Origin of the sequence: Burkholderia sp. DN3021 (genome assembly GCF_049805555.1) — a bacterium.
GTDB lineage: Bacteria > Pseudomonadota > Gammaproteobacteria > Burkholderiales > Burkholderiaceae > Burkholderia > Burkholderia pyrrocinia_C.
Genome location: NZ_JBNCAB010000005.1, coordinates 65,030 through 91,307 on the forward strand (window position 1 = coordinate 65,030; position 26,278 = coordinate 91,307).

Below are 26,278 nucleotides of genomic sequence, written 5' to 3' on the forward strand. Positions count from 1 at the left end.
CCGGCAGTCTACCCGCACCGGGCAACGGGCTGTGTCATGCGAAAAGCGTCACTGTGTCGCCGAATCGATGTCAATCGCGGAGCGCGCCGGCTCAGGCATTACCTCGGCTGCTTTCCGGCTGCCAGCTCCGGTTGAACGACCACGCGACGCTGCAGCACGGCGGGCGCGGTTTCCTTCAACAGCATGCTGACCACGATGCCCAGCATGACCGCGCACATCGGCATCCACAGAATGTTCTGGATGCCGAAGTGTGCGGCGACGTAGCCGCCCATCGCCGGCGCGATGCCGCCACCGAAAATCTCGCCGACGCCGACCACCACGCCGATCGACGTCGACACGAGACCGACAGGCGCAGCCTCGGTCGCGACCGGGCCGGACAGCAGCGACACCAGCCCGAGCGTGAAGAACGACGCGACGAACAGGACGCCGAACAACGCGAGCGGCTGCGGGCCGAGGCCGCGGAAGATATAGAGCATCACGGCCGTTCCCGCGAAGCCGACGATACTCGCGAGGCGGCGCCCGACCAGGTCGGAGAGGCCGGGCAAACCGAACTGCCCGAGAAAACCGCCGAAGCCGATCGCCGACACCACGAGGCCCATCTTCTGCGTGCCGAGCGACAGGTAATCCGTCAGGTACAGCGGCAGCAGCGCGCCGAGCACGAAGACGCCGGTCATCGCGCAGCACAGTGCGGCCATCGCGACGAGGATGTTGCGGCTCTTGAGCACGTGGCCGAGCGACGCCGGTGCGTGTTCCGACGCGACCGCCTTCACGACCTTCGGCTCGCGGATGACGAAGAACATGATCGCGCCGAGGATCAGGCCGGGAATCGCCACCAGCGCAAACACCCAGCGCCACGACACGAAGCCGAGTAGCTGCGTGGCGATGATCGGCGACAGCGCCAGGCCGAACAACGCGAAGCCGCTTTGCTGCAGGCCGAGGTTCAGGCCGCGCCGCCGTGGATGCGACGCGTCGGCCGTCGCCGCGAAACTCGTCGGGCAGAACGAGCCCTCCGCGACGCCCATCAGCCCGCGAATCGCCATCAGCCCGAGCAGGCCGCCCGCGAGCCCCGAAAAGCCCGACAGCAGCGAAAACGCGATGATGGCCGGAATGAGCACCTTCCTGCGGCCGATCTTGTCCGAGATGCCGCCCATCAGCGCCGCGAAGACGCCCCACGACAGGCCGAGCACGCCGATGCAGTTGCCGACGTCCTGCGCGGTCAGGTTGAGGTCCTTCATGATCGAAGGGAACAGCGGCGCGATGAGCCAGCGGTCGAGGCCGACCAGCCCGAAGCCGAGCGCCAGCAGCGTCACCGCCTTCCACTCATAGGAGGTATCCCACTCGTTTGCTTTCATTTCCGTCTCCGAGGACGTTGGTTCGCCTGCGCGCGCCGCAGCGCCTGCGCATGAGCCAGGTCCGATGTTTTTTGTGTGGTGTGCGACGTGAATCGCGACGAAGTGCCGGCTGCCTTTCCGGTTCGACGCATCGAATCCAGCCAGCCGACGCCACCACGATAGGTGCACGGCCGCGGATCGGGTATGGAACAACCGGCGAACGCGCCATTCGCGAAATGCAAATAATCGGACGCAAGGGGGCGGGAAGTGTCTGCGGGAAAGCATCGGGCGAATCGCCGCAACGCTGGAATGGCGCTGACGCGTGCGACACGGGGGAATCCCTCATAGACATCGAGGCAGCCGCGAGCGGCCTGGCCCGGCCCGACTAGAATTCATTTTCCCCATTCCGCCCCATAAGAAAACGTTATTTCATATCAAGCGGGTTTTCCAAGCAATTTTGGATCCATTTTCCCTCCTGTCCCCCGTATCATTTCTCCCATTCCGAAAGAGAAAGACCAAGAGAAGAACATGAGCGATACCACCACGCTGCACTACCTCGACTACGCGGCAACGACGCCCGCGGATCCGCGCGTGATCGAAGCGATGACGGCCTGCCTCGGCTTCGACGGCATCTTCGGCAATCCCGCATCGAGTTCGCATGCCGCCGGCCGGCTGGCGCGGGAGCAGGTCGAGCGCGCACGCGCGCAAGTCGCTGCGCTGATCGGCGCGGATGCCGACGAGATCGTCTGGACGTCGGGCGCCACCGAATCGAACAACCTCGCGTTGAAGGGCTATGCGGAAACCGCGACCGACAAGCACCATCTGATCACGAGCCGCCTCGAGCACAAGGCCATTCTCGACACGATGGCGAACCTGTCGAAGCGCGGGATGTCGGTCACCTTCCTGACGCCCACGCGCGACGGCGAAATCACCGCCGACGCGGTCGCCGCGGCGATCGGCCCCGATACCGGCCTCGTGTCGCTGATGCTCGTGAACAACGAGATCGGCACGCTGACCGACATCGCCGCGATCGCGCGCATCGTGCGCGCCGCGGGCGCGCTGCTGCACGTCGACGCCGCGCAAGCGCTCGGCAAGACCCCGATCGACGTGCGTGCGCTCGGCATCGACATGATGTCGATGTCGGCCCACAAGGTGTACGGCCCCAAGGGCATCGGCGCGCTGTTCGTGCGCCGCGACATCGCGGACCGGATCGCTCCGCAAATTCATGGCGGCGGACACGAGCGCGGGTTGCGCTCGGGCACGCTTGCGACGCATCAGATCGTCGGCATGGGCGTCGCATGCGAACTGGCCGCTGAAAAACTCGGCGGCGAAGCCACGCGGATCGCGGCGCTCGGCGCACGCCTGACGGATGCGCTGCTCGCGCTCGGCGACGTCACGCAGAACGCCGCTGCCGCGCGCCGCATCCCGCACACGCTGAGCCTGACGGTGAATGCGCCGGGCTTTTTCCCGTTCATGCTCGGCGAAGCGCTCGCCGTGTCGTCGACGTCCGCATGCAACTCGACCAGCGGTGCACCGTCCCACGTGCTGACTGCAATCGGCCTCGATGCGCAGACTGCCGGCCGCACCGTGCGCGTGAGCTTCGGTCGCTTTACGACGGAGCAGGACGTCGATTTCGCGATCGCTTGTTTCCGGAAAGCGATCGAGCAATGCCGCGCGACGGCGTCGAACGGATTTTCCGCTTCGCGGCAGATCACGCCGGCCGACCTGAAAGCGATCCGGAATGCAGGTTTCCGCTCGGTCATCTGCAACCGTCCGGACGGCGAAGGCGACGATCAGCCTGCGTTCGACGAGATCGCAGCCGCAGCCCGCGAACTGGGCCTCGAAGCGCGCTACCTGCCCGTCGAGCGCGATCGCATCGGCGACGCGGAAGTCGATGCGTTCGGTGCGTTGGTCGATTCGCTGCAAAAGCCGGTGCTCGCGTATTGTCGAAGCGGGAGCCGCTCCGGCATGCTGTGGAACCGTTTGTCGAGCCGGCGTACGGCCTGACGCGGAACACTGCCCGAGCACGCCGCACCACCCGCCTTCGCACGCAAAGGATGCCGATGCGTTGATACATCGCCGGGTGGTGACGCTGCGCAACCCATCAAGCCTCGGCCTCCCGGCAGACGACCGCCGTTGCATGACCCGCCGGCAATCCTGTCGCTCGCGCGCCCCTATTCGCCGACGTCCCCATCGCCACTCACCGGCGTATAAATCGCCAGCTTCAACGCGGGATCGTCGTTCGCCTGGAACGTCGCGTATTCATAACGCTGCTTGCCGCGTTGCGCATGCACGAGCACCTTCTGGCCCGACGCCCCGCTGCGCACATCATGCGCGCCCCACCATTGCGCAAACTCGTCGCTGCTCGCGCGCAGGCGCTCCACCGGCGCAATGAACGCCGGATCGTTCGCATGGAGATCATGGTTCGTGCGAAACAGCGCGATCATCCGGTGCGCTTCGTCGGCCCAACGCTCGGCGAAGAGCCGGCGCGCGTGCGGCTCGACGAACATGTAGACCAGGATGTTGCGATCGGCTTCCGCGAGCCGATCGACGCCGAGCAGGTCGGCCGCTGCGGCATTCCACGCGAGGATGTCCCAGCGCCGCCCGGTCACGTACGCAGGCAGGTGAAGATTCGCGACGAGCCGCGCGATGACGGGCGGCACGCTCTCCGGCACGAACGCACGCGACGTGTCGCGCCGCGCGAGCGCGCGCAGATGGGCTGCCTCGGCCTTGTCCAGCCGCAGCGCGCGTGCCAGAGCGTCGAGCGTCGCATCCGACGGGCTGACGTCGCGACCCTGCTCGAGCCGCACATACCAGTCGACGCCGATGCCCGCCAGTTCCGCGACTTCCTCGCGCCGCAGGCCGGGCGTGCGCCGGCGCGGGCCGTCGTGCAGGCCGACGGCATCCGGCCGCAGCTTCTTGCGCCGCGAGCGCAGAAAATCGCCGAACGGGGTTCGCGTGGTGGCGGTCATCGGGTTCGCTCCGTGCAGGGTGGTATCGGGCAATCCTGGGCTCGTGCCAGGCCTTGTTGCGAATTCTAAGCCTGCCAGAATCGGCGCGTCCCCCACCCTCTGGAACAGTCATGAAAGCTGCGATTCTGAAGTCGCTCGGCATGCCGCTCGCAATCGAAACGATGCCGGACCCCGTGCTCGGCACCGGCGAGGTCATCGTGGATGTCGTCGCGACGCCGGTGCTGTCCTATGCGCAGGAAGTGTTCAGCGGCGAGCGCCGGTATCCGATCGAACTGCCGATCGTGCCCGGCTGCGGCGCAATCGGCCGTGTCCGGCAAACCGGCCCCGACGCGACGAAGTTGCAGCCGGGCGACTGGGTGTTCTGCGATCCGACCGTGCGCTCGCGCGACGATGCGCTGATGCCCGACATCGTGCTGCAGGGCTGGAGCGCGCGCGGTGAAGGCGGCAAGCGGCTGCAGCACCATTTCCACGACGGCCCGTTCGCCGAACGTCTGCGGGTGCCGACCGAGAACGCGGTACGCATCGGCGACATCCCGCGGGCCGACGCCGCGCGCTGGTGCGCACTCGTTACGTTGCTCGTGCCGTATGGCGGGCTGCTCGCTTCCGATCTGCGGGCAGGCGAGATCCTGCTCGTCAGCGGCGCGACCGGCAACTTCGGCAGCGCAGGCATCGCGGTCGCGCTGGCGATGGGCGCGCGGTGCGTCGTCGCGCCCGGCCGCAATGCGCGCGTGCTTGCGGATCTCGAACGCCGCTTCGGCGAACGCGTGCGCACCGTCGCGCTGACCGGCGACGAAGCCACGGATCGCGCCCGCATGCAGCAGGCGGCGCCGGGGCCGATCGACTGCGTGATCGACCTGATGCCGCCGTCGGTGCCTGCGACGACGGTGCGTGCCGCGGTAATGGCGGTGCGCCCGTATGGGCGCGTAGTGCTGATGGGTGGCGTCGGCATGCTCGGCGGTGCGGGGCTCGAGCTGCCGTATCCGTGGCTCATGCGTAACGACATCACGCTGCGCGGCAAGTGGATGTGCCCGACGGAAGCCGTGACGTTGATGACGGGACTTATCCGCGGCGGGCTGCTCGATCTCGGGCATTTCGATGCGACGGTCTTCGCGCTCGACAATGCGAACGACGCGGTCGCGCATGCGGCGGCAAACGGCGGGCCGTTCAGGATGACCGTGATCGCGCCTTGAGCTCGGCGCGTGGTGCTCGGGCGAGCGATCGTTGCGGCGCGCGATTCGACGGAAGGCGCGCGGCACGCTCTGCGCGAGTTTCCGCCCGCGAAGGCCGGGCTCATCGACCGGGAGATCATTCCGCGCGGGGCCTTCCTCGGCCGGAAGGCGTTGTTTGCGGCGGGCGATGCACGAATTCCGCCCGCTCAGCGCGCGCCCGGCACCGCACGCTGCAGCAGCTACCTCGGATACTCCAGTTGCAGCGCGACCCAGCCTGACGTCGCGTCACCGTAGCGTGCCGCGATGTCCGCGAGGACGCCGGGAAGCACCGCTTCGCCACGCCGACCGTCCGGAATCGTCACGCGCTCGTGCCGGACATTCGCCGGCTGCGTCAGCAACCGCAGCCCGTGCTTCGACTCGATCACGCGCGCATCCGCCGTCGCGACAACATCGCTGCGCCATGTCCGCGCCCAGGCGTCGGCGGTCAACGCAACCGAAAGTTCGTCAAACCCGTTCCCGACCGGAAGATCGAACGTCTCATGCCGCCAGAACGCAATGCGGTCCATCAGCGCGGCCGCCACTGCACGCGCGGTCAACACGAACCGGCTACCGTCGTGAACATCGCTCCATGCTTGCGCGCCGACGCTCCGCGCAGTCTCGCGCGCCGCTGCCGGTCCGCCCAGCTCACCCACCAATGCAAGCGAAGCGGGAATCGACGCCGACACGCCGGTCGTCGTCATTACGTTGCCGTCCATCACATAACGACGATCGTCGACCCACATCGTATCGGCGAAACGGCGACGCAGGCGGTCACGCGAATACCAGTGAGACGTCGCGATGCGATGCCGCAGCAGGCCGGCGTTCGCGAGAACCTCTGCGCCGTCGCAGATCGCCACCATCGTCGCGCCGGCGGCGGCCTGCCTGCGCAGCCACGCCAGCACCGCCGGCCGGTCGGCACGATGCATCGCGGGCACGATCACGACATCCGCCCCCGACGGGACGGTGGCGTCGAACCGGTCGAACGTGGTATCGGCCAGCACGCGCAGCGCGGGCATCAGTTCGACGGCGCCTTCGTCGGCCGATACGGCAACGACATCGGCCGCACCGGACGTCTTCAGAATCGCGTAAGGCACGATGAAATCGGTCGTCTCCGTTCCGGCGTTGTCCGCGACGACCGCAACGAGAGGCCGCCTGCGGCCCTCCTTCGGTACGCTCATCGTCAGTGTTTGTACGACCGGCAGCGTGTCTTCCGCCATCGTCTTCATCGGCCGCCCCAACGCCCACGCACCAAGCATCCCGCACACGAGCAGCATCGCCGTCGGGCGCGCCGCCCAGCTTGTCTTCCGTTCCCGCATCGTCCACCCGCGTCAATCGATTGCACGTCCGGGAAATTACAAGGATCATGCTCGCGGTCACAAGGACAACTCCACCGCACTTTCTGCCATGTCCCAGTCAACCTGTTCGGCACGCGACATCGTTGTCGTCGGCTTCGAAGGCGTCCAGTCGCTCGACATCACGGGCCCGATGGAAGTGTTCGCGGTCGCGAACCGTCACCTTCCCGGCCATGCCGTGCCGTACCGGCTCACGCTCGCATCGCAAGACGGGGACGACATCGTCACGCACGCGGGCCTGCGCCTGGCCGGTGCGACCGCACTTGCGGCGCTGCCCGGGCGTATCGACACGATCATCGTCGCCGGCGGCAACGAAGCGGCGCTGCGACGCGCTGCATCGGATGCCGGCGTGCTGCCGTGGCTGCGCACGCGGATCGCGGACACGCGGCGAATCGCGAGCATCTGCACGGGCGCGTTCGTGCTCGCCGCGGGCGGATGGCTGGACGGCAAACGTGCGACCACGCACTGGAACCAATGTTCGGCGCTACAGGCGCTTTGTCCTGAAGCACGGGTCGAGCCGGACGCGATCTACGTGAGCGACCCGCCGTTCCATACCTCGGCCGGTGTGACGGCCGGCATCGACTTGTGTCTAGCACTCGTCGAGGCGGACTGCGGTGCGCCGACCGCGCTCGCGGTCGCACGCGAGCTCGTGCTGTTCATGCACCGTCCCGGCGGACAAGCGCAGTTCAGCGTCGGGCTCGACATCCAGGCAAGCGCGACGCCGCGCATGCGCTCGCTGCTCGCCGACATCGCCGACGATCCGACCGGCGATCTTGGCGTAACCGCGCTGGCCACCCGCATGCACATGAGCGAACGGACGTTTGCGCGCAATTTCTTCAAGGAAACCGGGCTCTCGCCCGCGCAATACGTGCTGGCGGCGCGGGTCGAGCGCGCCAAGGTGCTACTGGAGCGCGCCGACTGGCCACTCGAACGGATAGCGGAGCGTTCGGGATTCGGCAGCGTGGACGCGTTGCAGCGTGCATTCGCGAAACGGGTCGGCACGTCGCCGCGCGACTATCGTGCGCGCTTCGGGCAGCGACGCGACAAGCGGCAGACAGGATAGGCCGCCAACGGTTTCGGCGTCCGTAGCGATCGAGCCGCGATCACGCCACGCCGGGAGGCCGCTTGTTCCGCCGCTACCGCATTTCGACACAGGCGGGGCATCCGTGCTTCGTCCGACATTCAGGACGAGAAAAGAACGGGCAGGCACGCCCTCAAACGGTGCACGCATCCGGATTTTCACTACGTTGCCGAAATCCGATATTGTCCGGAAATTTGGTTTCATACCGTTCACGCATCGGACCGGAACGCGATTGCCGTTCAACCGCGGCATCGCGTGCCGCCGACGAGTTCCAGGAGCGGGCCGTCGCACGAGGCCCGGGCGGCGATGACAGTCCTGCCACGCGGGACATTCGTGACGGAGCGAACATGGACGCAAAACTCTTGCCTGATTCAGGCACCGACAGTGACGTAAGCCTCCTGCACAAGATGGGCTACGCGCAGGAACTGTCGAGACGTATGAGCGGTTTCTCGAACTTCGCCGTGTCGTTTTCGGTGATCTGCATCCTGTCGGGCGGCATTACCGCGTTTCAGCTCGCGTTTTCCGCCACCGGCGGCGCATCGATCGGCCTGGGCTGGCCGTTGGGTTCGCTCTTCGCGCTGATCGTCGCCGTGTCGATGTCGCAGATCGCGTCCGCGTTCCCGACGGCGGGCGGCCTCTATCACTGGGGCGCGATCCTCGGCGGGAAGAAGTGGGGGTGGATGACGGCGTGGCTCAACCTGCTCGGCCTCATCTTCGTGATCGCCGCGATCAACTTCGGCACCTACGATCCGTTCTTCAAGACGTTGATCGCGCCGATGTTCGGCGTCAGTCCGGACAGCCTGACCTGGTGGCATCAAACGGCGTTCATCGCGTTCATCACGCTCTCGCAGGCGATCCTGAACGCACGCGGCATCCGGATCGCGAGCAGGATCACCGACCTGTCGGGCTATCTGATTTTCGTGGTGACGATTGCGCTGGTCGTTTCGCTGCTCTACTACTCGCCCGTCGCGTTCGATGCGCACCGGCTGGTCACCTTCACCAATTTCACTGGAGTCGACGGCGGCGCGTGGCCGAAGCAGGCCACGCCGCTCGCGTTCCTGTCCGGCCTGCTGCTGGTGACCTACACCATCACCGGGTTCGACGCTTCCGCGCACACGTCGGAAGAGACGCACGATGCGGCAAAGAATGTGCCGCGCGGCATCATCGGGTCGGTGTTCTGGTCCGCGATCTTCGGCTACGTGATGGTATGCGCGTTCGTGCTGGTGATGCCCGACCTGACCGCCAGCATGAAACAGGGCACCGGCTTTTTCGAAGCGATACTCGCGCCGATTCCGAAGACCTTGCGCGTCTGTCTCGAACTCGCGATGTTCTTCATCAACTACGTGTGCGGGCTCGCCGCGATCATGTCGACGTCGCGGATGGTGTATGCGTTCGCGCGCGACGGCGGGCTGCCGGCGTCGAAGCTGCTGCGCAGCGTGAATCACGCGCACCGGACGCCCGGGCCCGCGATCTGGACGTGTGCGGTGCTCGCGATCGTCGTCACGTTGTATGGCGATGCGTTCTCGGTGCTGAGTGCCGGAAGCGCCGTGTTCCTGTTCATCTCGTATGCGATGCCGATCGGCTCGGGGATGCTGGCCGAAGGCCGCACGTGGACCGAAAAAGGTCCGTTCCAACTCGGCATCTGGTCGAAGCCGTGTGCGTTGCTCGCGCTGGTCGGCGCCTGTGTGCTTGCGTATGTCGGCATCCAGCCGCCGAATGAAAAGGTGCTCTACGTGCTCGTCGGCTTCGTCGCGGTGCTCATGGTGATCTGGTACGGCTTCGGGATGCGCAACACCTTCGCGGGGCCGCCGGTGCTGAAGGACACGCGAAACCTCGACCGCATCCGCGAACTCGAGGCGAACGTCGATCCGTCGGTCTGAAGCGCCTTTGAAGCGCCTCTGAAACAGACTGAAGCCGCCGACTCGCAGGTGTCACGCCGCGAGTCGGTTTTCTTGTTCCGACATCGATGTGGAACGACGAGGTCAACCGCAATGCGGCGGTCGAACCTCGCGAACGTCAGCCGTAGACGGGGAAACGTCGCGTCGGCTCGGCCACTTGAGCTCGTACGCGCTCGAGGGTTTCAGCATCGTCCGGGCTGTCGAGGACATCGGCGGCCAGAAGGATTGCGACAATCCGCCAGAACACACCGCGCGACACGGACGCAAAAAAAATCGAAGGTTCGCATTGCTGCGGAACCTTCGACCCGGTTCGCCGACCATGCAGACGCGGCGCCTGCCCTTCAGCTTCTTGCGAGCATCGGCATCAGACGGCGGAAAAACAGTTGTCGACGAACAGATGGGTGCCGTTGACGAAACTCGACTCGTCGGACGCCAGGAACAGCGCGGCCGCCGCGACTTCCGACGGCTCGCACAATCGGCCCTGCTGGATCGCGATCGCCGCTTCGGTCGCGTCGACGCCCATCGCCTGCAGGTCCCTGAGTTCGCGCATCCCGTGCGGCGTGCGGATGAACCCCGGCGCCAGCGCATTGCACCGAATTCCGCGGTCGCGATACTCGACGGCAATAGCCCGCGCGAACATGTGGCACGCACCCTTGGTCGCGTCGTAGAGCACTTCGCCCGGCGTCGCGCAAACCGCGGAAATCGACGACGTACACACGATGCTGCCCCGCCCCTTCTCGAGCATCTGCGGCAGTACCGCCTTCGTCATCAGGAACATGCTCTTGACGTTCACGCCCATCAGCCAGTCCCATTCCGACTCCTCGATGTCGAGGAACGGTTTGACGATCAGCGTCCCGGCGTGATTGAACAGGATGTCCGCATTGCCGTACTGCTCCCGCGCCGCATCGACGGCCTGCCGGACCTCCGCCTGTTTCGACACGTCGGCGCCGAGGCCGATCGCCTGCAAGCCGGCATCGCGCAGCCTGGACGCGAGCGCTTCGGCGGCGTCGCCGTCCCGGTCGACGATTGCAACCTTCGCGCCCTGTGCGGCGAACAGTTCGGACGCAGCCCCGCCGCACCCGCCGGCGCCGCCGCTCACGATGGCGACCTTGCCGGCCAGGCGGCCGTCAATCTTGACATTCATTCTTCGTTCTCCTGTCTGGTTCGATCGGCACGCTCAACTGAACAGCGTCCGAAGATGATCGTTGAGGAAGTAGCCCTCGGGGTCCACGCTGCGGCGCAGTGCGCGGAATGCTTCCGCCTTGGGGAACCAGCGGTCCACGTCCTCGCGGTTCGTGAAGTGCAGCTTGCCCCAGTGCGGACGCGAGTCGTAGTCGCGCAGGATGTCGTCGACGTCCTTCAGGAACGGCCAGTAGTCGACACCGTTCGGGCCGCCCGAGCATGAAATGGTGACGCTGTCCTGATGGTTGAACGGGCTGATCCACGCCGGATCGCCCTTCGTGAAGCGATACTCGACCGGGAAAATGCAGTCGCGGTGTTTCGTGAGAATGAGCTCGCGTACGCGGCGCAGCGCTTCCTTTCCGTGTTGCGCGGGCACCGCGTACTCGAGTTCGTGGAAGTTCGGCACGTAATGGATCGCATACACCTCGGAGCTGTATGCGATCTTCTCGTGTTCGCCTTCATGGAACGTGCGCTCGGCGGTGATATCCATCACCTTGATCTCGCACACGTCGTAGTCTTTCTTCGAATTCGACACCTTGGCGGTGTCGGGCAGGCAATACAGGTGTCGGCTTTCGGACGTCGGACACCAGAAGAAGCCGAAATGCCGATGCTTCGCCGCTAGGTCGTCGTATTGCTCCATCAGCGCTTCGAAGTCCTCGCGCCAGACGCGGTCGTGCAGCCAGAACGCATCGGTCACCTGCAGCGTCATCTCCGAGACCACGCCGAACATGCCGATATTCACCTGCGTCGCATGGAGCAGGTCGAGGTCCTTCCGGTCGCTCACTTCCATGATCGAGCCGTCCGGACGCACGATGCGCATCCCGACGACCTGCGACGACAGGTTGCTCAGCGTCGTCCCCGTGCCGTGCGTGCCGGTGGCGAACGCGCCGGCAATCGCCTGCGAATCGATGTCGCCCTGGTTGACGAGCGACAGACCGATGTCCTTCAGGTGACGCGTCACCGCATTGAGCCTGGTGCCGGCCTTCACCGTCACGCGCTTGCGCGCTTCATCGACATCGACGATGCCCTGGTAGTCTTGCAGCGACAGCAGCAGGCCGCTCGTCGCCACGACCGGCGTGAACGAGTGCCCCGACCCCGAGCAGCGGACGTGCTTGCCCTGGCGCGTCGCGGTGCGCACCAGTTCCGCGATCTCGGCCTCGCTGGTCGGCGACGCCAGGTGCGCGGCCACGCACGACTGATTGCCGACCCAGTTTCTCCAGAATCCGCCACGGGGAAGTTCCATCAACGTCTCTCCAGATAGGCACCGCGGTGCGTTGTCGGCATGGGTCGGCGGGGCGGCGGTTGGCGGTTGGACGCCCCGCCGAACCGCTCGGTGAACTGCGTCGCATTCGTGCCAAAGGTAGGGTACCGAAACGCTTTCCACTATCGGATTTCGGCAAGCGAGGGTTTCCACGAGGCGGCGCTTTTTGACCGGCTCGCCGAGCGGCTACAATGATTCGACCCGGCCCGCCCCTTCCCGCCCCGATGACGCCGTCTGCCCACCCGAGCGATTTCTCTGGCGCCCCGTTGTTCGCGCGAACGGTCGCGTTCTGCGCGTTCACCGACGTGGAGGAACAGGCGCGGTCGTTCGAAGGCTGGAACCTGAATTACACGCAGATCTCGGGCGGCCCGTTTCACGGCTCGTCGTCGATCGTGTCGCTGGGCGGCATCAAGCTGTTGGTCGAGGATCTCGACAAGGTCATCCTGCAGCGGGGCGCGGTGCCGTCGGACCGGATCGCTGTGGCCGTGCCGCTGGAACTGGAAGGGCATGCGCGCATGTGCGGCGAGAAGAGCGGGCGCGACAGCCTGCACGTGTTCTCGAGCCTGCCGGAATTCGAGTTCTACTCGCCCGACCGGCACGTGCTCGTGAATGTCGAAATCGAGCCCGGCAAGCTATCGACGCAGGCGATGCGCACGGTCGCCGCGTCCCTTCGCGCGCGCACGCTCGCACCGCTGATCCCGATGCCCGCCTACGTCGCGGACAATCTTCGCGACCTGCTGCGCAGGACGCTGGCCGCCGCTGCGAAAAGCACCTCCGTCGAAGACGTGACGACGCAGGACCGGATCGAACTGCTGGAGCGCACCGTCCTGTACGCGATCTCGGAAGTATTGACGGCGGCCGCGCCGGAGGCCGGCGCGCAGGCCGCGCGCCCGACGAAGTACTGGTCGCTGGTCAACGCCGTCCAGGAGCGGCTTCAGGACGCGTCGACCTGCCCGCTGTCGATCGCCGAACTGTGCGTGCAACTCGGCATCAGCCGGCGCACCGCGCAGTATGCGTTCCACGACGCACTCAACCTGAATCCCATTGCGTATCTGCGGGCCGTTCGACTGAATCACGCACGCCGCGAACTTCGGCTCGGCGAATCCGTGACGTCTGCCGCAACCAAATGGGGCTTCTGGCACCTGAGCAGTTTCGCGCAAGACTATCGCGCGATGTTCGGCGAGTTGCCATCGGCCACGGCCAGGCGCTACGCGCGCCACGCAACCTGAACGCGTGGCGCGGTTCGGCGGCCGGTGCCGACCTCGCACCGGCCGCCGCCCTGCCCGCTACGTCACTCGTCCTGCTGTTCCTGCTGCGCCTGCACTTGCCGCTGCTGGATGAACTGCCGTACATCGCTCATCGTCACGCGGCCCGTGTGCTTCGCATCGATCTCGTCGAAGTGCTTCGACACGAAACCGAGCCCGCTGCTCTGCGCCTGCGCCTTCGTCACGGCCGCGCCGTTGCTCAGCACCGTATTGGCGCCGAGCCTCGCGTCGACGCGCCGTTGCGCCTGCTGCCGCAGCGTCGCGCCGGTCGACGGCAACACCGGCGCCACACGCGTGGCAGGAAAGAACGGACCGTCGACACCGCGCCCGCCATGCGGCAGCTTCACCGGCGCCACCGCCTGCGGCGGCAATGCGTAGGCGCTGCTCATCGCGGCACCGAGGACGATCAACGCAGACGTACGCCGAATCAATTTGATTGGGGACATGATCACTCGCATTCAATGGATGAATAGAGGGTTCCTTTGGCAAGGAGTCCGTCGCTCAAGGGGCCGCCGCCAGCGTCGTCGCGGCCGTCGCGCCCGGGACGCTGCCGGTCGGCACGCTGGGCGGGTTCTCGTCCGGCCAGGGCGGCGGCAGCGTATGCAGCGTCAGCGCCGTCGGAATCCGCTTGCCGCGATAGAACGTCGTCAGGTCCCGCTTCATCTGCGGACGCGCGACATCGTCCAGGTAAGTCATGTGACCGCCCTGGAAGAAGTTCACCTGCAGCTTCGGGTTCAGCCCCTTCACCGTCTGCAGCCGCGCGAGTTGCTTCTCGGTGTTGAAGAACGGCGTCGCGAGATCGTGGAAGCCATTCTCCGCGAGCACGCGAAGCTTCGGGTTGAGCTGCAGCGCACCGAGCAGATCGGGGATCGTGTCGGGCATCGGCTGGCCGTCGTGCGAGAAGTCCCATACGCCGATGATGTTGTCGTTCAGCGGCAGGTAGGTCGCATTCGGCGCGGTGTAGCCGAGGTAGTCCGGCATCTGCGTCGCGAGCGCGTTCGTGAACGGCTGCGAGATCAGGATGTCGGACGGATCGCCGTCGGTTTGCAGACGCGGATCGGAGTTCGGCAACGATACGCGTCCGTCATAGCGGCCGACCGTCGTTCCGGGCAGCAGGCTCGTGCCGAACGGATTCGCGTTGAAGTAGCCGCGCAGCGCCTGTTGCGTCAGGCTCGACGGGATCGACCACAGCTGGAGCGTCGCATCGCTCGGGAACACCGGCGTGCCGAGCGCATCCGGAATGCCGAGCTGGCTCAACACCCACGACTGCGAATACTTCTGCAGCTGGTTGTAGATCAGCGTCGTGAACAGTTCCGTCTGCAGTGCGTACAAAGCCTGGTTCACCGGCGCCGGCGATACCTGGTTGAAGTACGCCGCGACCGCCGCATAACCGGGTAGATAGCCGGCCACCGTATCGGTTTCGAGCAGCAGCCCTTCCGTCGACTGCGTGATCGCCACCGCTTCCACCGCATCCGCGAAGTAGTTCAGGATCGCCGACTGCAGCACGATGCCCGTCAGGTGCACACCGGCCGATTCGAGCGCGAGCGCCAGCATGTCGGTACGCGGCGTGCCGTACGATTCGCCGTACAGGTAGATCGGCGAGCTGCCGCGGCTGTTGACGTTCAGGTAGCGCTGGATGAAGTCGCGCATGATGTTCACGTCCGCATCGGAACCCCAGTACTTCTGGTTGGTGTTCGGCAACACGGCTTCCGACAGCCCGGTTCCCGGCGGGTCGATGAACACGAGATCGGTGGTGTCGATCAGGCTTTCCGCGTTGTCGACGAGCGGATAGTTCGGCCAGTTGCTGCCGAACAGCGGATCGGGCGTGGCGACGCGGGTCGGCGCGAACGAGCCGAGGCGCAGCCAGATCGACGACGAGCCGGGGCCGCCGTTGTACACGAACGTGACGGGACGCGGCTTGCCGTTCGTGCTCGGCGCGGTGTACGCGACATACGACATCGACGCTTCCGCATTGCCGTTCGCGTCCTGCGCGGTCAGGTGGCCGGTGGTCGTCGTGTAGTTGATGGTCGTGCCGCCGGACTTCCACTGGTAATGCATGACCGCCGCGTTCTCGGACACCTGCGCGGCGGCGAGGCCGTCGGTCGCATTCATCGAATACGCGACCTGATCGACGTAAGGCTGGTTGGCCGCCGGCGTCTGGCTGCCGGCCGATTGTTGCGCGCTGGCCTGCTGGCTGGCGGTCGCCTGCGCGAGGCTCGACGCGCCGACGGACGACGAATCGTCGCCGCCGCACGCCGCGAGCGCCAGTGTCATGACGGTCAATGCACCTAGTCCGGCCAACCGGCCGTGACGGCCACGGCGGCCATGGCGGCCATGGCGGCTGCCGGTACAGCTCCTGTCTGGTTTCATCTCTGCCCTTTGATTTGGTTCGGATACCGCTTCACAAAGGCCGCCTTCGCCGGCGAGACACGCAGCAACACCCGCCACTCGCGCAAAAGGCGGTTGGGATCGGACTGCTTCAAGAGACTGAACGTGATACAGACACAGCAAACTGCCGGCGAGAATCGTGCTTGAACCGCCCCCTGCAGTTTGGACTTCTTTTCTGATTACCGAAATTTACGACATCGACAAAATAGGCGGTGCTGCGCCGCGTTGTCAAAGATCATTCCGATATTAAAAATCATGCAATGATGCGAAGGCCGATCAGTGTCTGGCTTTTGAAAGAGATCTGGATTATTCGTGAAAGGTGCGCTTTCTCTGCAACGCTTCGCCGAATATTTTTACTTTTCGTACACAGCGCAAAAGCCTTTGCTGTATTGATGCAGTGCCTCAAAATCCCTCAGATCGACAGTATTTTTCTTTCATTTTTATTATTCTCAATCGATTAAAGCGGCGTAGCCGCATGCATATGCGATTCGATGATTTGATTCACTTCATCCATTTGCCAATCCGGGTGCTTATGTGCACCTCGCCACCCATAAAATACCGATTCCGCCGATTCGATCCGGTCGCGGTGGAATTATTTACCCGATATCCGACCGGATTTTCCGCAGCGCGGGCGGCGGCGCGCGATACACTCGCCGCCGCCCGTCACCAACAATCAACCCGCCATCAATGCCCGCCGCCCGGCAGCGCGATATCGATCAGCACCGGATCGTGATCCGACGAACGATATGCATCCGGTGCGTAGTACGTCTTCTGCTGCTCGGCCGACTTGTACGCCATCGTGTATTGCAGCGCGAGCGGCTCGTCCGCGTTGATGTGCCATTCGTGCACGGCCTTCACATGCGACGCGAGCGGCAGCGTCGCGAGCGCATGATCGAGATAGCCGGCTTCGCCGTTGTACACGTAGCTGTACGCATTCGCGCCGATCCAGCGCGCGACGAGGTTGCGGTAGCCGCGCGATTCGAGCGCGCGGATCGGGTCTTCATGCGTGTAGCTGTTGAAGTCGCCGATCAGCAGCACGCCCTGGCCCGCGACACCCGTCGGCGTGCCGGCGAGCCAGTCGGCGACCTTCGCCGCCGCACGCGTGCGCGTCGGGTTCCAGCAGCCCTGGCCGTCGCCCTGGTCGAGATCGTCGTTCGCGGCGTCCGGGCAATTCTTCGACTTCAGGTGGTTCACCGCGATCGTCAGTGCCTGCTTGCCGCCGATGCGGCGGAACGACTGCGCGAGCGGCTGGCGGTTCTTGTCGTCGATCGCGAGCGTGGCCGCGCGGCCGACCGGTTCGATCTTGCGGCTGTCGTAGATCATCGCGACCGCGATCGCATCGCCGCCGAGGCGCGACGTGCCCGGATCGACGACGCGCCAGTTGTTGCCGAGCTTCGCCGCGAGCTGGCGCACCGCGCTCAGTTCGCCGTAGCCGTTGTTCTGGATTTCCATCAGGCCGATCACGTCGGCGTCGAGCGCCTTCAGCGCGCTGACGATCTTCGCTTCCTGGCGCTGGAATTCCTGGTAGTTCTTCGCGCCGCGGTTGTTCGGATCGTCGAAGCCGCCGCCGAGACCGTTGCCGTTGAAGTAGTTGAGGACGTTGAACGACGCGACGCGCAGGTTCGATTTCGGATCGCGCGCGGGCGCGTTGGTGCGCGGGTTCGTGCGCGCGTCGAATGCCGGCACGGCCGCGCCGGGCAGCGGCTGCACGCGCCACGCGCCGTAACGCACTTCGAGCACGCCTTCGACGTCGCGCACCGTGTAGCCGGCGCGCAGTGTGTTCGCGGCCGACAGGCCCGGCGCCGGATACGGCACGGTCGCGGGGTTCTGCTTGTTCGAGCCGTCGTCGAGGACCAGGCGGTTGCGTGCGTTCGCATCGATCTGCGTCTGCGCCTGGGCGGGCGGCACGACGCTCGTCGGCGTGCGCAGGCGGCCGTTGCTGAGCAACACGCTGCCGTAACGGCCGAGCTCGTAGTTGTCGGTGACGTTCAGCGTCTGCGGCAGGCGCACGAGCATCCCTTCATAGGCGGCGAACGCGTTCGGGCTGTCGACCGGCAGCGCGAGCGTCGCGGGCGTGACGGTCTGGCCGTTCGCGCACACCGCGATCGCACCCGACTGCGTGAGCTGCGTCTGCCCGTATTTCTCCTCGACCTTGCCTGTCACGTGCACGAGATCGCCGGCCTTCGCGCGCACTTTCGGCGCATAGACGAACAGGCCTTCGGACACGCCCGGCTGGTTGCGGCGCTGCGCATCGGCCTGCTGGACGAAGAAGCCGCCGAAACCGTCCGTCCCGCCGAAATCGGCGGTGACGACGGCTTCGATCGACACGTTCTGGCCGGCGAGCGGCGACGGCGCGCCCGGCCCCTGGATATCGGCGATCGGCGTCGCGCTGCCGCCGCAGTTCGGGCTGACGGGCGCGGCGGTGGCGGCGATCGCCGGGGCGGCGAGCGTGGGCAGAAGCAATAGCGGGGCAAACAGGCGGATTGTCGAGCGCATGGCGGGGAATCCCGGTTGTGAGGGTGGCGAAAGCTTAGCGGCGCTCAATGACAGTTTTTGGTAATCGACAGACAGGCCGATGTAATTTCCGTTATCGCGCCGCGTTCGCCACCGGCCACACGATCGCGCATAAAAAGCGGGGAATCGTCCGACAAAAATTCGCCATGCTCGCGACGATTCCCCTGAGTGACTTTGTCAACGCACCGTCGCGCTAGACCGTCCCCGGCAGCGCGCTCGACACGAGCACGGCCGCCACCATCAGCACGCCGGCCAGCACGACCGCCTCGATCCGCAACACCGCGCCGAACCGGCGCAACGGGCCGGCCGGCATCGCGGCGGCCGGGTCCTTCAACGCGGCCAGCAGCTTCGGCATCCCGAAGAACCGGTTGTGTCCGCCGAGCGCCGCTGCGATCAGCACGAGCGCGAGCTTCAACAACAGGATCTGCCCGTATGTCGATGCAAGCAGGTTGGCGGGCGTATCGACGCCGCGCCATCCGTTGTACGCGCCGGTCGCGAACAGCACGATCAACGCATAGGTCGACGCATCGGAAAGCGACTGCACGAACGACGCGCCGGTCTCGCGTTCGCCCGCGGGCATGCCAACGAGCCGCGGCATCACGCCGAACGCCGTCACGAGCACGAGCCCGACCCACGCGCTGATCGCCAGCAGATGCAGCCAGTCGACCCACACCGGCACGCTGAACAGCCCTGCGTCGACCGGATGCCCGCCGTTGCTGCGCGCGAGCGCGACGCATGCGAGCGCTGCCCACATCGCGAACGGAAAGCGCGTGTCGTTCGCATGCCTGATGAACGACAGCAGCACGACGACAGCCATGAACGCGGCGCCGGCCAGCCACGCATGGCCGAAGCCGGTGCCCACGAGCATCGCGCGGACGGCCGGCCCGGCGTCGAGCATCGACACTTCGCTCATCAGCGCGCAGTGCGCCCAGAACGCGGTGGTGCCCGCGAGCAGCGACGCGACGGACGCCATGCGCAGCGTCGCGACGAGACGCCGCGCGATGCCGTGCTGCCACGCCGACGCGCCGCGCGCGAGCCAGTGGCTGCCGAGCAGCGCGCCGACGATCACCGCGAACCCGGCGTTCTGGATCGCCACCGATACGAGCCGCAGCAGGCCGACGAAACCCTCGTTCACCCTTTCACCTTGAACGTATAGGTGCCCTTGGTGCGATGCGCGTCGGCCGTCATCACCGCCCACTGCACCGTGTACGCGCCCGGCGCGAGCTTCGGCATCGCGATGGTCATCACGCGCGGATTCGACGCATCGACCTTCGCCTTTTCCTGCGTGACGGCGTTGCCGTTCGCGTCCGACACCTTCACCGAACTGAATGTCGGTTCGAGGTCTTCGTTGAACGTAAGCCGCAACGCGTCGGGCGCCGTATCGACCGTGCTGCCTGTCGCGGGCGCGGCGCTTTCGAGCTTGCCGTGCGCCGATGCCGCAACCGGCGCGGCCGCGAGAATCGCGCCGGCCGCGGCGAAGGCGGCCAGCCGCGTGAGAGTCGTGATCTTCATGTTCATGCCCGGCGTCACGGCTTCTTCAGCTCGACGACGGTCAACGCACCGCCCACGTCCTCGGCGACGAAGTCGATCTTGTCGCCCGCCTTCACCTGCGACAGCATCGCAGGGTCCTTCACCTTGAACACCATCGTCATCGCGTCCATCCCGAGGTTGTCCAGCGGGCCGTGCTTGATCGTGAGCCTGCCTGCGGCCGTGTCGACCTTGCGGATCTCGCCGTGCGACATCCCGCGCTTCGCGTCGGCGCCCTGCTTCGCGCCGCCGCTCACGTCCATGCCGGCCATGTCGCCGGCCGCGTACGACGCGGCGGAGAACGCCAGCGCGCAACCCATTGCAATCGAAACCAGTCCCTTCTTCATCATGCTTACTCCCGAGTGAGTGAATCGAAACCGACAGCCGCATCGGCACGGCCGCCGCGTGCTGCTACTGCTGCTCAGCCGTCCGGCAAATCGCTGGTGTATTCGTATGCGACGGTGCCCTTCGGATGCCGGAACCAGCCCGGATCACGATAGTCGTTGCGGCCGAGCCCCTGCCGCACCTTGAGCACCGTGAACATGCCGCCCATCTCCAGCGGCCCGAACGGGCCCGTGCCCGTCATCATCGGCAGCGTGTTGTCGGGCAGCGGCATCTCCATGTTGCCCATCGCGCCGCCCGTGCTGCCCATCGCCATGTAGTCGGGCACGAGCTTGCCGATCTTTTTCGCGAGATCCTTCTGCGGCACGCCGATCAGGTTCGGCACCTGGTGGCCCATCGCATTCATCGTGTGATGCGACTTGTGGCAATGGAACGCCCAGTCGCCCGGGCGATCGGCGGTGAACTCGATCGCGCGCATCTGGCCCACCGCGACATCGGCCGTCACTTCCGGCCAGCGTGCCGCCGGCGGAATCCAGCCGCCGTCGGTGCCCGCGACTTCGAAGCTGTAGCCGTGCAGGTGGATCGGATGGTTCGTCATCGTCAGGTTGCCGAAACGAATCCGCACGCGGTCGCCCGCGCGCACCGGCAGCGGGTCGATGCCCGGGAACACGCGCGAGTTGAAGGTCCACATGTTGAAATCCGTCATCTCGTTCACGCGCGGCGTGTAGCTGCCGGGATCGATGTCGTACGCGGCGAGCAGGAACACGAAGTCGCGATCGACCGGCATCGTGCCGCGATCCTTCGGGTGCACGATGAACATGCCCATCATCCCCATCGCCATCTGCACCATCTCGTCGGCGTGCGGGTGATACATGAACGTGCCGTGCGATTCGAGCTGGAACTCGTAGACGAAGGTCTTGCCGGGCGGGATATGCGGCTGCGTGAGGCCGCCGACGCCGTCCATCCCGTTCGGCAGCCGCAGCCCGTGCCAGTGGATCGTCGTGTGCTCGGGCAGGCGGTTGGTCACGAAGATGCGGACCTTGTCGCCTTCGACGGCCTCGATCGTCGGGCCCGGCGACTGGCCGTTGTAGCCCCACAGGTTCGCGTTCATGCCGGGCGCCATCTCGCGCACGATGGGCTCGGCCGTCAGGTGGAATTCCTTCCAGCCGTTCTTCATCCGCCACGGCAGCGTCCAGCCGTTCAGCGTCGCGACGGGCGTGTACGGGCGGCCGTTCGGCGGCACGAGCGGCGGCTGCGTGGCGGTTTTCGCCATCGTGGGCGCTTCGGGCAGCGACGCGGCGCCGGCCTTGCTGACCATCGCCGCGCCCAGCAGCGCGGCGCCCGAGCCGCTGAGAAATTGTCGACGGGACACCATGTCAATGACCTTCAGGATGCGTTGCGGGCGCGGGTTGCGCCGCGGGTGAGGAAGCCGGCTGCGGCGCAGCGTCGGTTCCGGGTTCGGGTTCGGCGGAAACCGCCGCGCGCGGCGTGGGGCCCGAAGTCGGCAGCCGGCCGCCGACGGCCATCTGCAGATCGGTTTCGGCGAGCCAGTAGTCCTTCAGCGAATCGATGTAGCCGTTCACCGCGCCGACCTGCTCGCGCGCATCGGCCAGCAGCTCGAACACGCTCGCGAGCATCCCGTTGTAGCGCAGCAGCATTTCGTCCGAGATCGTCTTGCGCAGTGGCACGACTTCGTCGCGATAGTGCTTCGCGACGTCGTAGCTCGTCACGTATGCCGCGTACGACTCGCGCACTTCGGAGCGCGCGTCGATGGCCGTCTTCGCGAGCCGGTTCGCCGACTGCATGTAGACGGCCTCGGCCCGCGCGACTTTCGCGCCGCCCCAGTCGAACAGCGGAATCTCGACGCTGATCTCGTAGCCGTGCTCGTGGCCCTTGCCGGTCTCGTAGTTGTTCACGTAGCCGAGATCGACCGCGTTGACGAAGCGCGTGGCCTTGCTGAGCCCGAGCGACGACGCGACGCCCTGTGTCTGCAGCTTCGCGGCCTGGATATCGAGGCGGTTGCTCATCGCGAAGCGTTCGAGATCGGGCAGGTCCGGGCGCGCTTTCGGCAGGTCGGGCAAACGGTCGGGCAGCGCGTACTGCGTGCGCTCGCCCCACAGCCCCATCGCGCGCGTGAGCTTCTCGCGCGCGGCCACGGCCTGCTGGCGCGCCTTCGCGTGCTGCGCGACCGCGTCGGCATGGAACGCCTGTTCGCGCGCGTAATCGAGCCGGCTGAAGTTGCCGGCCTGCCGCATGCGCTGTGCGAGTTCGGCAGCCGCGCTCGAGGCATCGCGCACCTGCTGCGCATAGTTCGCGGCCTGCTCGGCAGCGACGGCCTCGACATACGCGCGGCGCGCGTCGGCCGCCACCTTCAGCATCGCGTCGGCCGTTTCGAGCTTGGTCTGTTCGAAACGGCGGCGCTCGATGTTCGTCGCGAGCGGCATCGTCAGCAGCGCGAACACGTTCGCCGAGAACGTGCGGCCGAGGCTCAGCTCGCCGTCGCCGGCGCGCGTGCGGCTGAACGAGAAGCGCGGGTTCGGCAGTCGGCCTGCCTGCACGAGGTCGGCCTCCGACAGCCCGAGCTCCGCGTACGACGCCTGCAGGCCGCGGTTGTTCAGCAGCGCGACCTGAACTGCATCGTCCATCGACAGCGGCTTCGCGAGCAATTCCCGGGTCCGCTTGTCGACGGCTTCGCGGTCGGCATCGGTGCGGACGACGACGGCGTCTTTCCCGATCCGTTCCGACGCGGTGGACGACACGGCGCCGAAGCCGCCGTCCTTCGAAAACGTCGTGCAGCCCGCGAGGAATGCCAACGCGACCGCAGCCGCGACGATTCGCGGCGATATCGACAAGTTCTTCATCGCGCGGCCCCTCCGTGCGTCGAATGGGCGCCGCCGTTGCCCGCCGGGTTGCCGGGCTTCGCGGCGCCGGTCGTGCGCCCCTTCGCGGGCCGCTCCATCACGTCCCGGTTCAACTGCTTCCAGCCCGGGCCTTCGTCGTCGCGATACGGCCGGTAGCCGTCGAACGCGGACGTCACGGTGACGTCCGGCACCGTCGCGGCGGCGTCCGCCGGATCGGGAAGCGGGGGTTGCGCAGGCGCGAGCGACGGCACGATGGCCGCCGCGCTCAACAGCGCCGCAGTGATCAATCGCATGAAAAAGTCTCGTCGTGAGTCGTCCGGCGACTGGCGTGCAGCCGGCGGAGCGGATTGCGGGTCGCGGCCGGTCGGCCGCGGGCAGGGACTAGACGGGAATCCGGCGAGGCGGCCGCTCGATGCCGCCGGTCAGGAACGACACGACGACTGCCGAAGGCGAATACGACGCGATCGCGATGCTGGCGTCCGACGCAGCCGGTACCGCTGGCACACCGGACATGCTCGTGCCGAAGCAGCAGGACACACAGGCGGCACACGACGCCGCGTGGCTTTCGTGATCCCCGTGGTTCCCCCGCGCGCCCTGCTCGGTCGACATCGTGTGCGGCGCCTCTTCCGCATGCGGCACCGCAGCGCCCGCGCACTGCATCGAAACGGTCGCGAACGACTGGATCGGCAGGCTCAACGCCAGCAGCACGACGAGGATGAATTTGCGCCAGTACGACATGGAAACGGAATCAGGCAGGCAACGATCGGATCGGCCGGCGCAGCGCCGCGACGGCGCGCTCCGGGGACAACACGGCTGCAGCTTATCGCCGCCGCCGTGACGACGACATGGTCGAAACATGACAGGATTTTCATGAAACGCGGGCGAAGCGGCGAGTAAGCACTTCATGAAATTTCCGTCATCCGGCGGTCATCTTTCGCGCACGCTCGGCGCCGTAAGCTCAGGCGTTACACTGACCGGCTGGAACCACGGACAGCCTGCCTCACCATGCGGATACTGATAGTCGAAGACGAACCCAAGATGGCGTCGTACCTCCGGAAGGGGCTGATGGAGGCGAGCTACACGGTCGACATCGCGGAGAACGGCAAGGACGGGCTGTTCCTCGCGCTGCACGAGGATTTCGATCTCGTCGTACTCGACGTGATGCTGCCGGAGATGGACGGCTTCGAGGTGCTCCGGCGGCTGCGCGCGCAGAAGCAGACGCCCGTGCTGCTGCTCACGGCCCGCGAGGCGATCGAGGACAAGGTCGCCGGCCTCGAACTGGGCGCCGACGACTACCTGCTCAAGCCGTTCGCGTATGCCGAGTTCCTCGCGCGCATCCGCTCGCTGCTGCGGCGCGCGCCGCGCAACGTGCGCGACATCCTGAATGTGGCCGATCTCGAAGTCGACCTGATCAAGCGCCGCGTGCGGCGCGCCGACCACCGCATCGACCTGACCGCGCAGGAATTCGCGCTGCTGCAACTGCTCGCGGAACGCGAGGGCGAAGTGCTGACGCGCACCTTCATCACGTCGCAGATCTGGGACATGAATTTCGACAGCGACACGAACGTCGTCGATGCGGCGATCAAGCGGCTGCGCGCGAAGATCGACAATGCTTACGACAGGAAGCTGATCCACACGATCCGCGGCATGGGTTACGTGCTCGAGGATCGTTCGTGACCGCCAGCCCGGCTTCGTATTCGCTGCTGCGGCGCCTGACGCTCGCGTTCGCCGTCGTCGCCGCGCTCGTGTTCGCGCTGACCGGCGCGTACCTCTATCGTTCGCTGTCCGCCGAACTGACGCGGCGCGACGACATCGAGATCTCCGGCAAGCTCAACCAGTTCCTGCAGCTCGCGCACGCGAGCGGATCGACAGCCGCGCTGCGCGCCGATCCGGCCGTGTTCCACGAGGTGCTGCTATCGCATCCGGGCGTCTATCTCGGCATCTACGACGGGCAGAACCGCCCACTCGTCGAGCACACCGACGAAGCCGGCAATACGCTCGCCACGGTGATCGCCGCGCCGCATGCGGCCAGCGGAACCGGTAAACCCGGCGACCCGTTCACCTGCTCGCCGCCCGGCATCGGCGCGTCGCGCTGCGTCTATGCACGCGCCACGCTGCCGTCCGGCGAGGCGATCCAGGTCGCGCTCGCACGCACGGCGACGGATCGCCAGTCACTGCTCGAAAGCTATCGCGTCGACATCTGGCTCGCGGCCGCCGTCGGCGCGCTGCTGGTCGGCGCGCTCGGTTATGCGGTCGCGTCGCGCGGCCTGCGCCCGGTCGAGAGCCTCGGCCGGCAGACGTCGCTCATCGAGGCGCACAACCTGAACGCGCGCCTCGATGCGCGCGGCGGCCCGGTCGAGCTGCGCGAGCTCGCGACCTCGGTCAACCGGATGCTCGACCGTCTCGAACGCGCGTTCGTGCGGCTGTCGCAGTTCTCGTCCGATCTCGCGCACGACATGCGCACGCCGCTCGCCAACATGATCAGCTCGTCGCAGATCACGTTGTCGCGCGCACGCACGACCGAAGAATACGAAGCGCTGATCGATTCGAATATCGAGGAATGCGAACGGCTGCAGCGGATGATCGAGAACATGCTGTTTCTCGCGCGCACCGACAATGCGCGGCAGCACCTGAAAACCGTCGAACTCGACGCGGGCAGCGAACTGCGCAGGCTCGCGTCGTATTTCCAGGCACTGGCCGACGAGGCCGGCGTGCGCATCGACGTGCGCGGCAATGCGCCGGTCGTTGCGGACGCAACGCTATTCCGGCGTGCAGTCAGCAACCTCGCATCGAACGCGCTCGAACATGCGCAAGCCGCGTCGACGATCGAACTGGCCGTTTCCGTGCAGGCCGGTTACGCGGTCGTCGAGGTCACGAATCGCGGCGCCGCGATTCCGCCCGAACAGGTCGACCGGATCTTCGAGCGCTTCTACCGCATCGATTCGTCGCGGCACGGTGCGGCGCGGAACGCGGGGCTCGGGCTCGCGATCGTCAAGTCGATCATGGAACTGCATCGCGGCAAGGTCGAGGTCGCAAGCAGCGACGGACGCACGACGTTCGCGCTTTACTTTCCGCGCGGCACCGATAGTTAGTTTG

General features: G+C 66.3%; 22 protein-coding genes. 7 read left to right on the forward strand and 15 right to left on the reverse strand.

Going from position 1 to position 26,278, the window contains the following annotated elements; genetic code table 11:
* Positions 1 to 98 precede the first annotated feature (98 nt).
* Positions 99 to 1,352, reverse strand: a complete 1,254-nt coding sequence (locus ACPUER_RS04600) for an MFS transporter (RefSeq protein WP_425130467.1) — start codon at positions 1,350 to 1,352, stop codon at positions 99 to 101.
* Positions 1,353 to 1,859: 507 nt separating this feature from the next.
* Here ACPUER_RS04600 and ACPUER_RS04605 point away from each other — a divergent pair.
* Positions 1,860 to 3,338, forward strand: a complete 1,479-nt coding sequence (locus ACPUER_RS04605; RefSeq protein ID WP_425130468.1) for an aminotransferase class V-fold PLP-dependent enzyme — start codon at positions 1,860 to 1,862, stop codon at positions 3,336 to 3,338.
* Positions 3,339 to 3,505: 167 nt separating this feature from the next.
* Here ACPUER_RS04605 and ACPUER_RS04610 read toward each other — a convergent pair whose 3' ends face one another.
* Entirely contained in the window at positions 3,506 to 4,303 is a 798-nt protein-coding gene (locus ACPUER_RS04610; protein ID WP_425130469.1) for a helix-turn-helix transcriptional regulator, read from the reverse strand.
* Positions 4,304 to 4,413: 110 nt separating this feature from the next.
* On the opposite strand from ACPUER_RS04610, the gene ACPUER_RS04615 reads away from it, so the two are divergent.
* Positions 4,414 to 5,493, forward strand: a complete 1,080-nt coding sequence (locus tag ACPUER_RS04615) for an alcohol dehydrogenase catalytic domain-containing protein (protein WP_425130470.1) — start codon at positions 4,414 to 4,416, stop codon at positions 5,491 to 5,493.
* A 218-nt stretch (positions 5,494 to 5,711) separates the two neighbouring features.
* Here the strand turns inward: ACPUER_RS04615 and ACPUER_RS04620 are convergent, their stop codons facing one another.
* On the reverse strand, positions 5,712 to 6,827 hold the full coding sequence (locus ACPUER_RS04620) for a DJ-1/PfpI family protein (RefSeq protein WP_425130471.1): 1,116 nt from the start codon (positions 6,825 to 6,827) through the stop codon (positions 5,712 to 5,714).
* Between the two features lie 88 nt (positions 6,828 to 6,915).
* Between ACPUER_RS04620 and ACPUER_RS04625 the strand changes: the two genes are divergently transcribed.
* Positions 6,916 to 7,926 carry a GlxA family transcriptional regulator gene (locus tag ACPUER_RS04625; protein WP_425130472.1) on the forward strand — a complete coding sequence of 337 codons (1,011 nt, stop codon included), beginning with the start codon at positions 6,916 to 6,918 and terminating at the stop codon, positions 7,924 to 7,926.
* A 365-nt stretch (positions 7,927 to 8,291) separates the two neighbouring features.
* Positions 8,292 to 9,824, forward strand: a complete 1,533-nt coding sequence (locus tag ACPUER_RS04630; protein ID WP_425130473.1) for an amino acid permease — start codon at positions 8,292 to 8,294, stop codon at positions 9,822 to 9,824.
* Between the two features lie 382 nt (positions 9,825 to 10,206).
* Here the strand turns inward: ACPUER_RS04630 and ACPUER_RS04635 are convergent, their stop codons facing one another.
* Both ACPUER_RS04635 and ACPUER_RS04640 read right to left on the reverse strand, forming a co-directional pair.
* Positions 10,207 to 10,986 carry an SDR family NAD(P)-dependent oxidoreductase gene (locus tag ACPUER_RS04635; RefSeq protein ID WP_175960430.1) on the reverse strand — a complete coding sequence of 260 codons (780 nt, stop codon included), beginning with the start codon at positions 10,984 to 10,986 and terminating at the stop codon, positions 10,207 to 10,209.
* Between the two features lie 33 nt (positions 10,987 to 11,019).
* The gene (locus ACPUER_RS04640) at positions 11,020 to 12,267 is read right to left on the reverse strand and encodes a D-arabinono-1,4-lactone oxidase (RefSeq protein WP_425130474.1); all 1,248 of its coding nucleotides are present in this window, start codon (positions 12,265 to 12,267) and stop codon (positions 11,020 to 11,022) included.
* A gap of 284 nt (positions 12,268 to 12,551) precedes the next feature.
* Here ACPUER_RS04640 and ACPUER_RS04645 point away from each other — a divergent pair, with 284 nt between their 5' ends.
* Positions 12,552 to 13,514 (forward strand): helix-turn-helix domain-containing protein, encoded by a 963-nt coding sequence (locus ACPUER_RS04645; RefSeq protein ID WP_425130475.1) that lies wholly within the window; start codon positions 12,552 to 12,554, stop codon positions 13,512 to 13,514.
* Between the two features lie 62 nt (positions 13,515 to 13,576).
* Here ACPUER_RS04645 and ACPUER_RS04650 read toward each other — a convergent pair whose 3' ends face one another.
* From ACPUER_RS04650 to ACPUER_RS04695, 10 genes are all read right to left on the reverse strand, one after another.
* Positions 13,577 to 14,008 (reverse strand): 2-oxoglutarate dehydrogenase, encoded by a 432-nt coding sequence (locus tag ACPUER_RS04650; protein ID WP_425130476.1) that lies wholly within the window; start codon positions 14,006 to 14,008, stop codon positions 13,577 to 13,579.
* A 43-nt stretch (positions 14,009 to 14,051) separates the two neighbouring features.
* Entirely contained in the window at positions 14,052 to 15,920 is a 1,869-nt protein-coding gene (locus tag ACPUER_RS04655) for a S10 family serine carboxypeptidase-like protein (RefSeq protein WP_425130477.1), read from the reverse strand.
* A 702-nt stretch (positions 15,921 to 16,622) separates the two neighbouring features.
* Positions 16,623 to 18,434 (reverse strand): ExeM/NucH family extracellular endonuclease, encoded by a 1,812-nt coding sequence (locus tag ACPUER_RS04660; protein WP_425130478.1) that lies wholly within the window; start codon positions 18,432 to 18,434, stop codon positions 16,623 to 16,625.
* Between the two features lie 211 nt (positions 18,435 to 18,645).
* Positions 18,646 to 19,587 (reverse strand): copper resistance D family protein, encoded by a 942-nt coding sequence (locus ACPUER_RS04665; protein WP_425130479.1) that lies wholly within the window; start codon positions 19,585 to 19,587, stop codon positions 18,646 to 18,648.
* A complete protein-coding gene (copC, locus tag ACPUER_RS04670) occupies positions 19,584 to 19,964 on the reverse strand; it encodes a copper homeostasis periplasmic binding protein CopC (RefSeq protein ID WP_175960423.1) in 381 nt (126 codons plus the stop codon). The genes ACPUER_RS04665 and copC overlap by 4 nt, the downstream gene beginning before the upstream one ends.
* Positions 19,965 to 19,978: 14 nt before the next feature.
* Positions 19,979 to 20,326, reverse strand: a complete 348-nt coding sequence (locus ACPUER_RS04675; protein WP_425130539.1) for a copper-binding protein — start codon at positions 20,324 to 20,326, stop codon at positions 19,979 to 19,981.
* Between the two features lie 74 nt (positions 20,327 to 20,400).
* Positions 20,401 to 21,696, reverse strand: coding sequence for a multicopper oxidase family protein (locus ACPUER_RS04680; RefSeq protein ID WP_425130480.1), 1,296 nt, complete (start codon positions 21,694 to 21,696; stop codon positions 20,401 to 20,403).
* Position 21,697: 1 nt separating this feature from the next.
* On the reverse strand, positions 21,698 to 23,182 hold the full coding sequence (locus ACPUER_RS04685) for a TolC family protein (RefSeq protein WP_425130481.1): 1,485 nt from the start codon (positions 23,180 to 23,182) through the stop codon (positions 21,698 to 21,700).
* Entirely contained in the window at positions 23,179 to 23,475 is a 297-nt protein-coding gene (locus ACPUER_RS04690; protein ID WP_425130482.1) for a hypothetical protein, read from the reverse strand. Before ACPUER_RS04690 ends, ACPUER_RS04685 begins: the two co-directional genes overlap by 4 nt.
* Positions 23,476 to 23,563: 88 nt before the next feature.
* Positions 23,564 to 23,920, reverse strand: coding sequence for a hypothetical protein (locus tag ACPUER_RS04695; RefSeq protein ID WP_425130483.1), 357 nt, complete (start codon positions 23,918 to 23,920; stop codon positions 23,564 to 23,566).
* Positions 23,921 to 24,187: 267 nt separating this feature from the next.
* On the opposite strand from ACPUER_RS04695, the gene ACPUER_RS04700 reads away from it, so the two are divergent.
* Positions 24,188 to 24,859 carry a heavy metal response regulator transcription factor gene (locus ACPUER_RS04700; RefSeq protein ID WP_175960414.1) on the forward strand — a complete coding sequence of 224 codons (672 nt, stop codon included), beginning with the start codon at positions 24,188 to 24,190 and terminating at the stop codon, positions 24,857 to 24,859.
* Positions 24,856 to 26,274: a heavy metal sensor histidine kinase gene (locus ACPUER_RS04705; protein WP_425130484.1), complete on the forward strand. Its 1,419-nt coding sequence runs from the start codon at positions 24,856 to 24,858 to the stop codon at positions 26,272 to 26,274. Before ACPUER_RS04700 ends, ACPUER_RS04705 begins: the two co-directional genes overlap by 4 nt.
* The last annotated feature ends 4 nt before the right edge of the window (positions 26,275 to 26,278 follow it).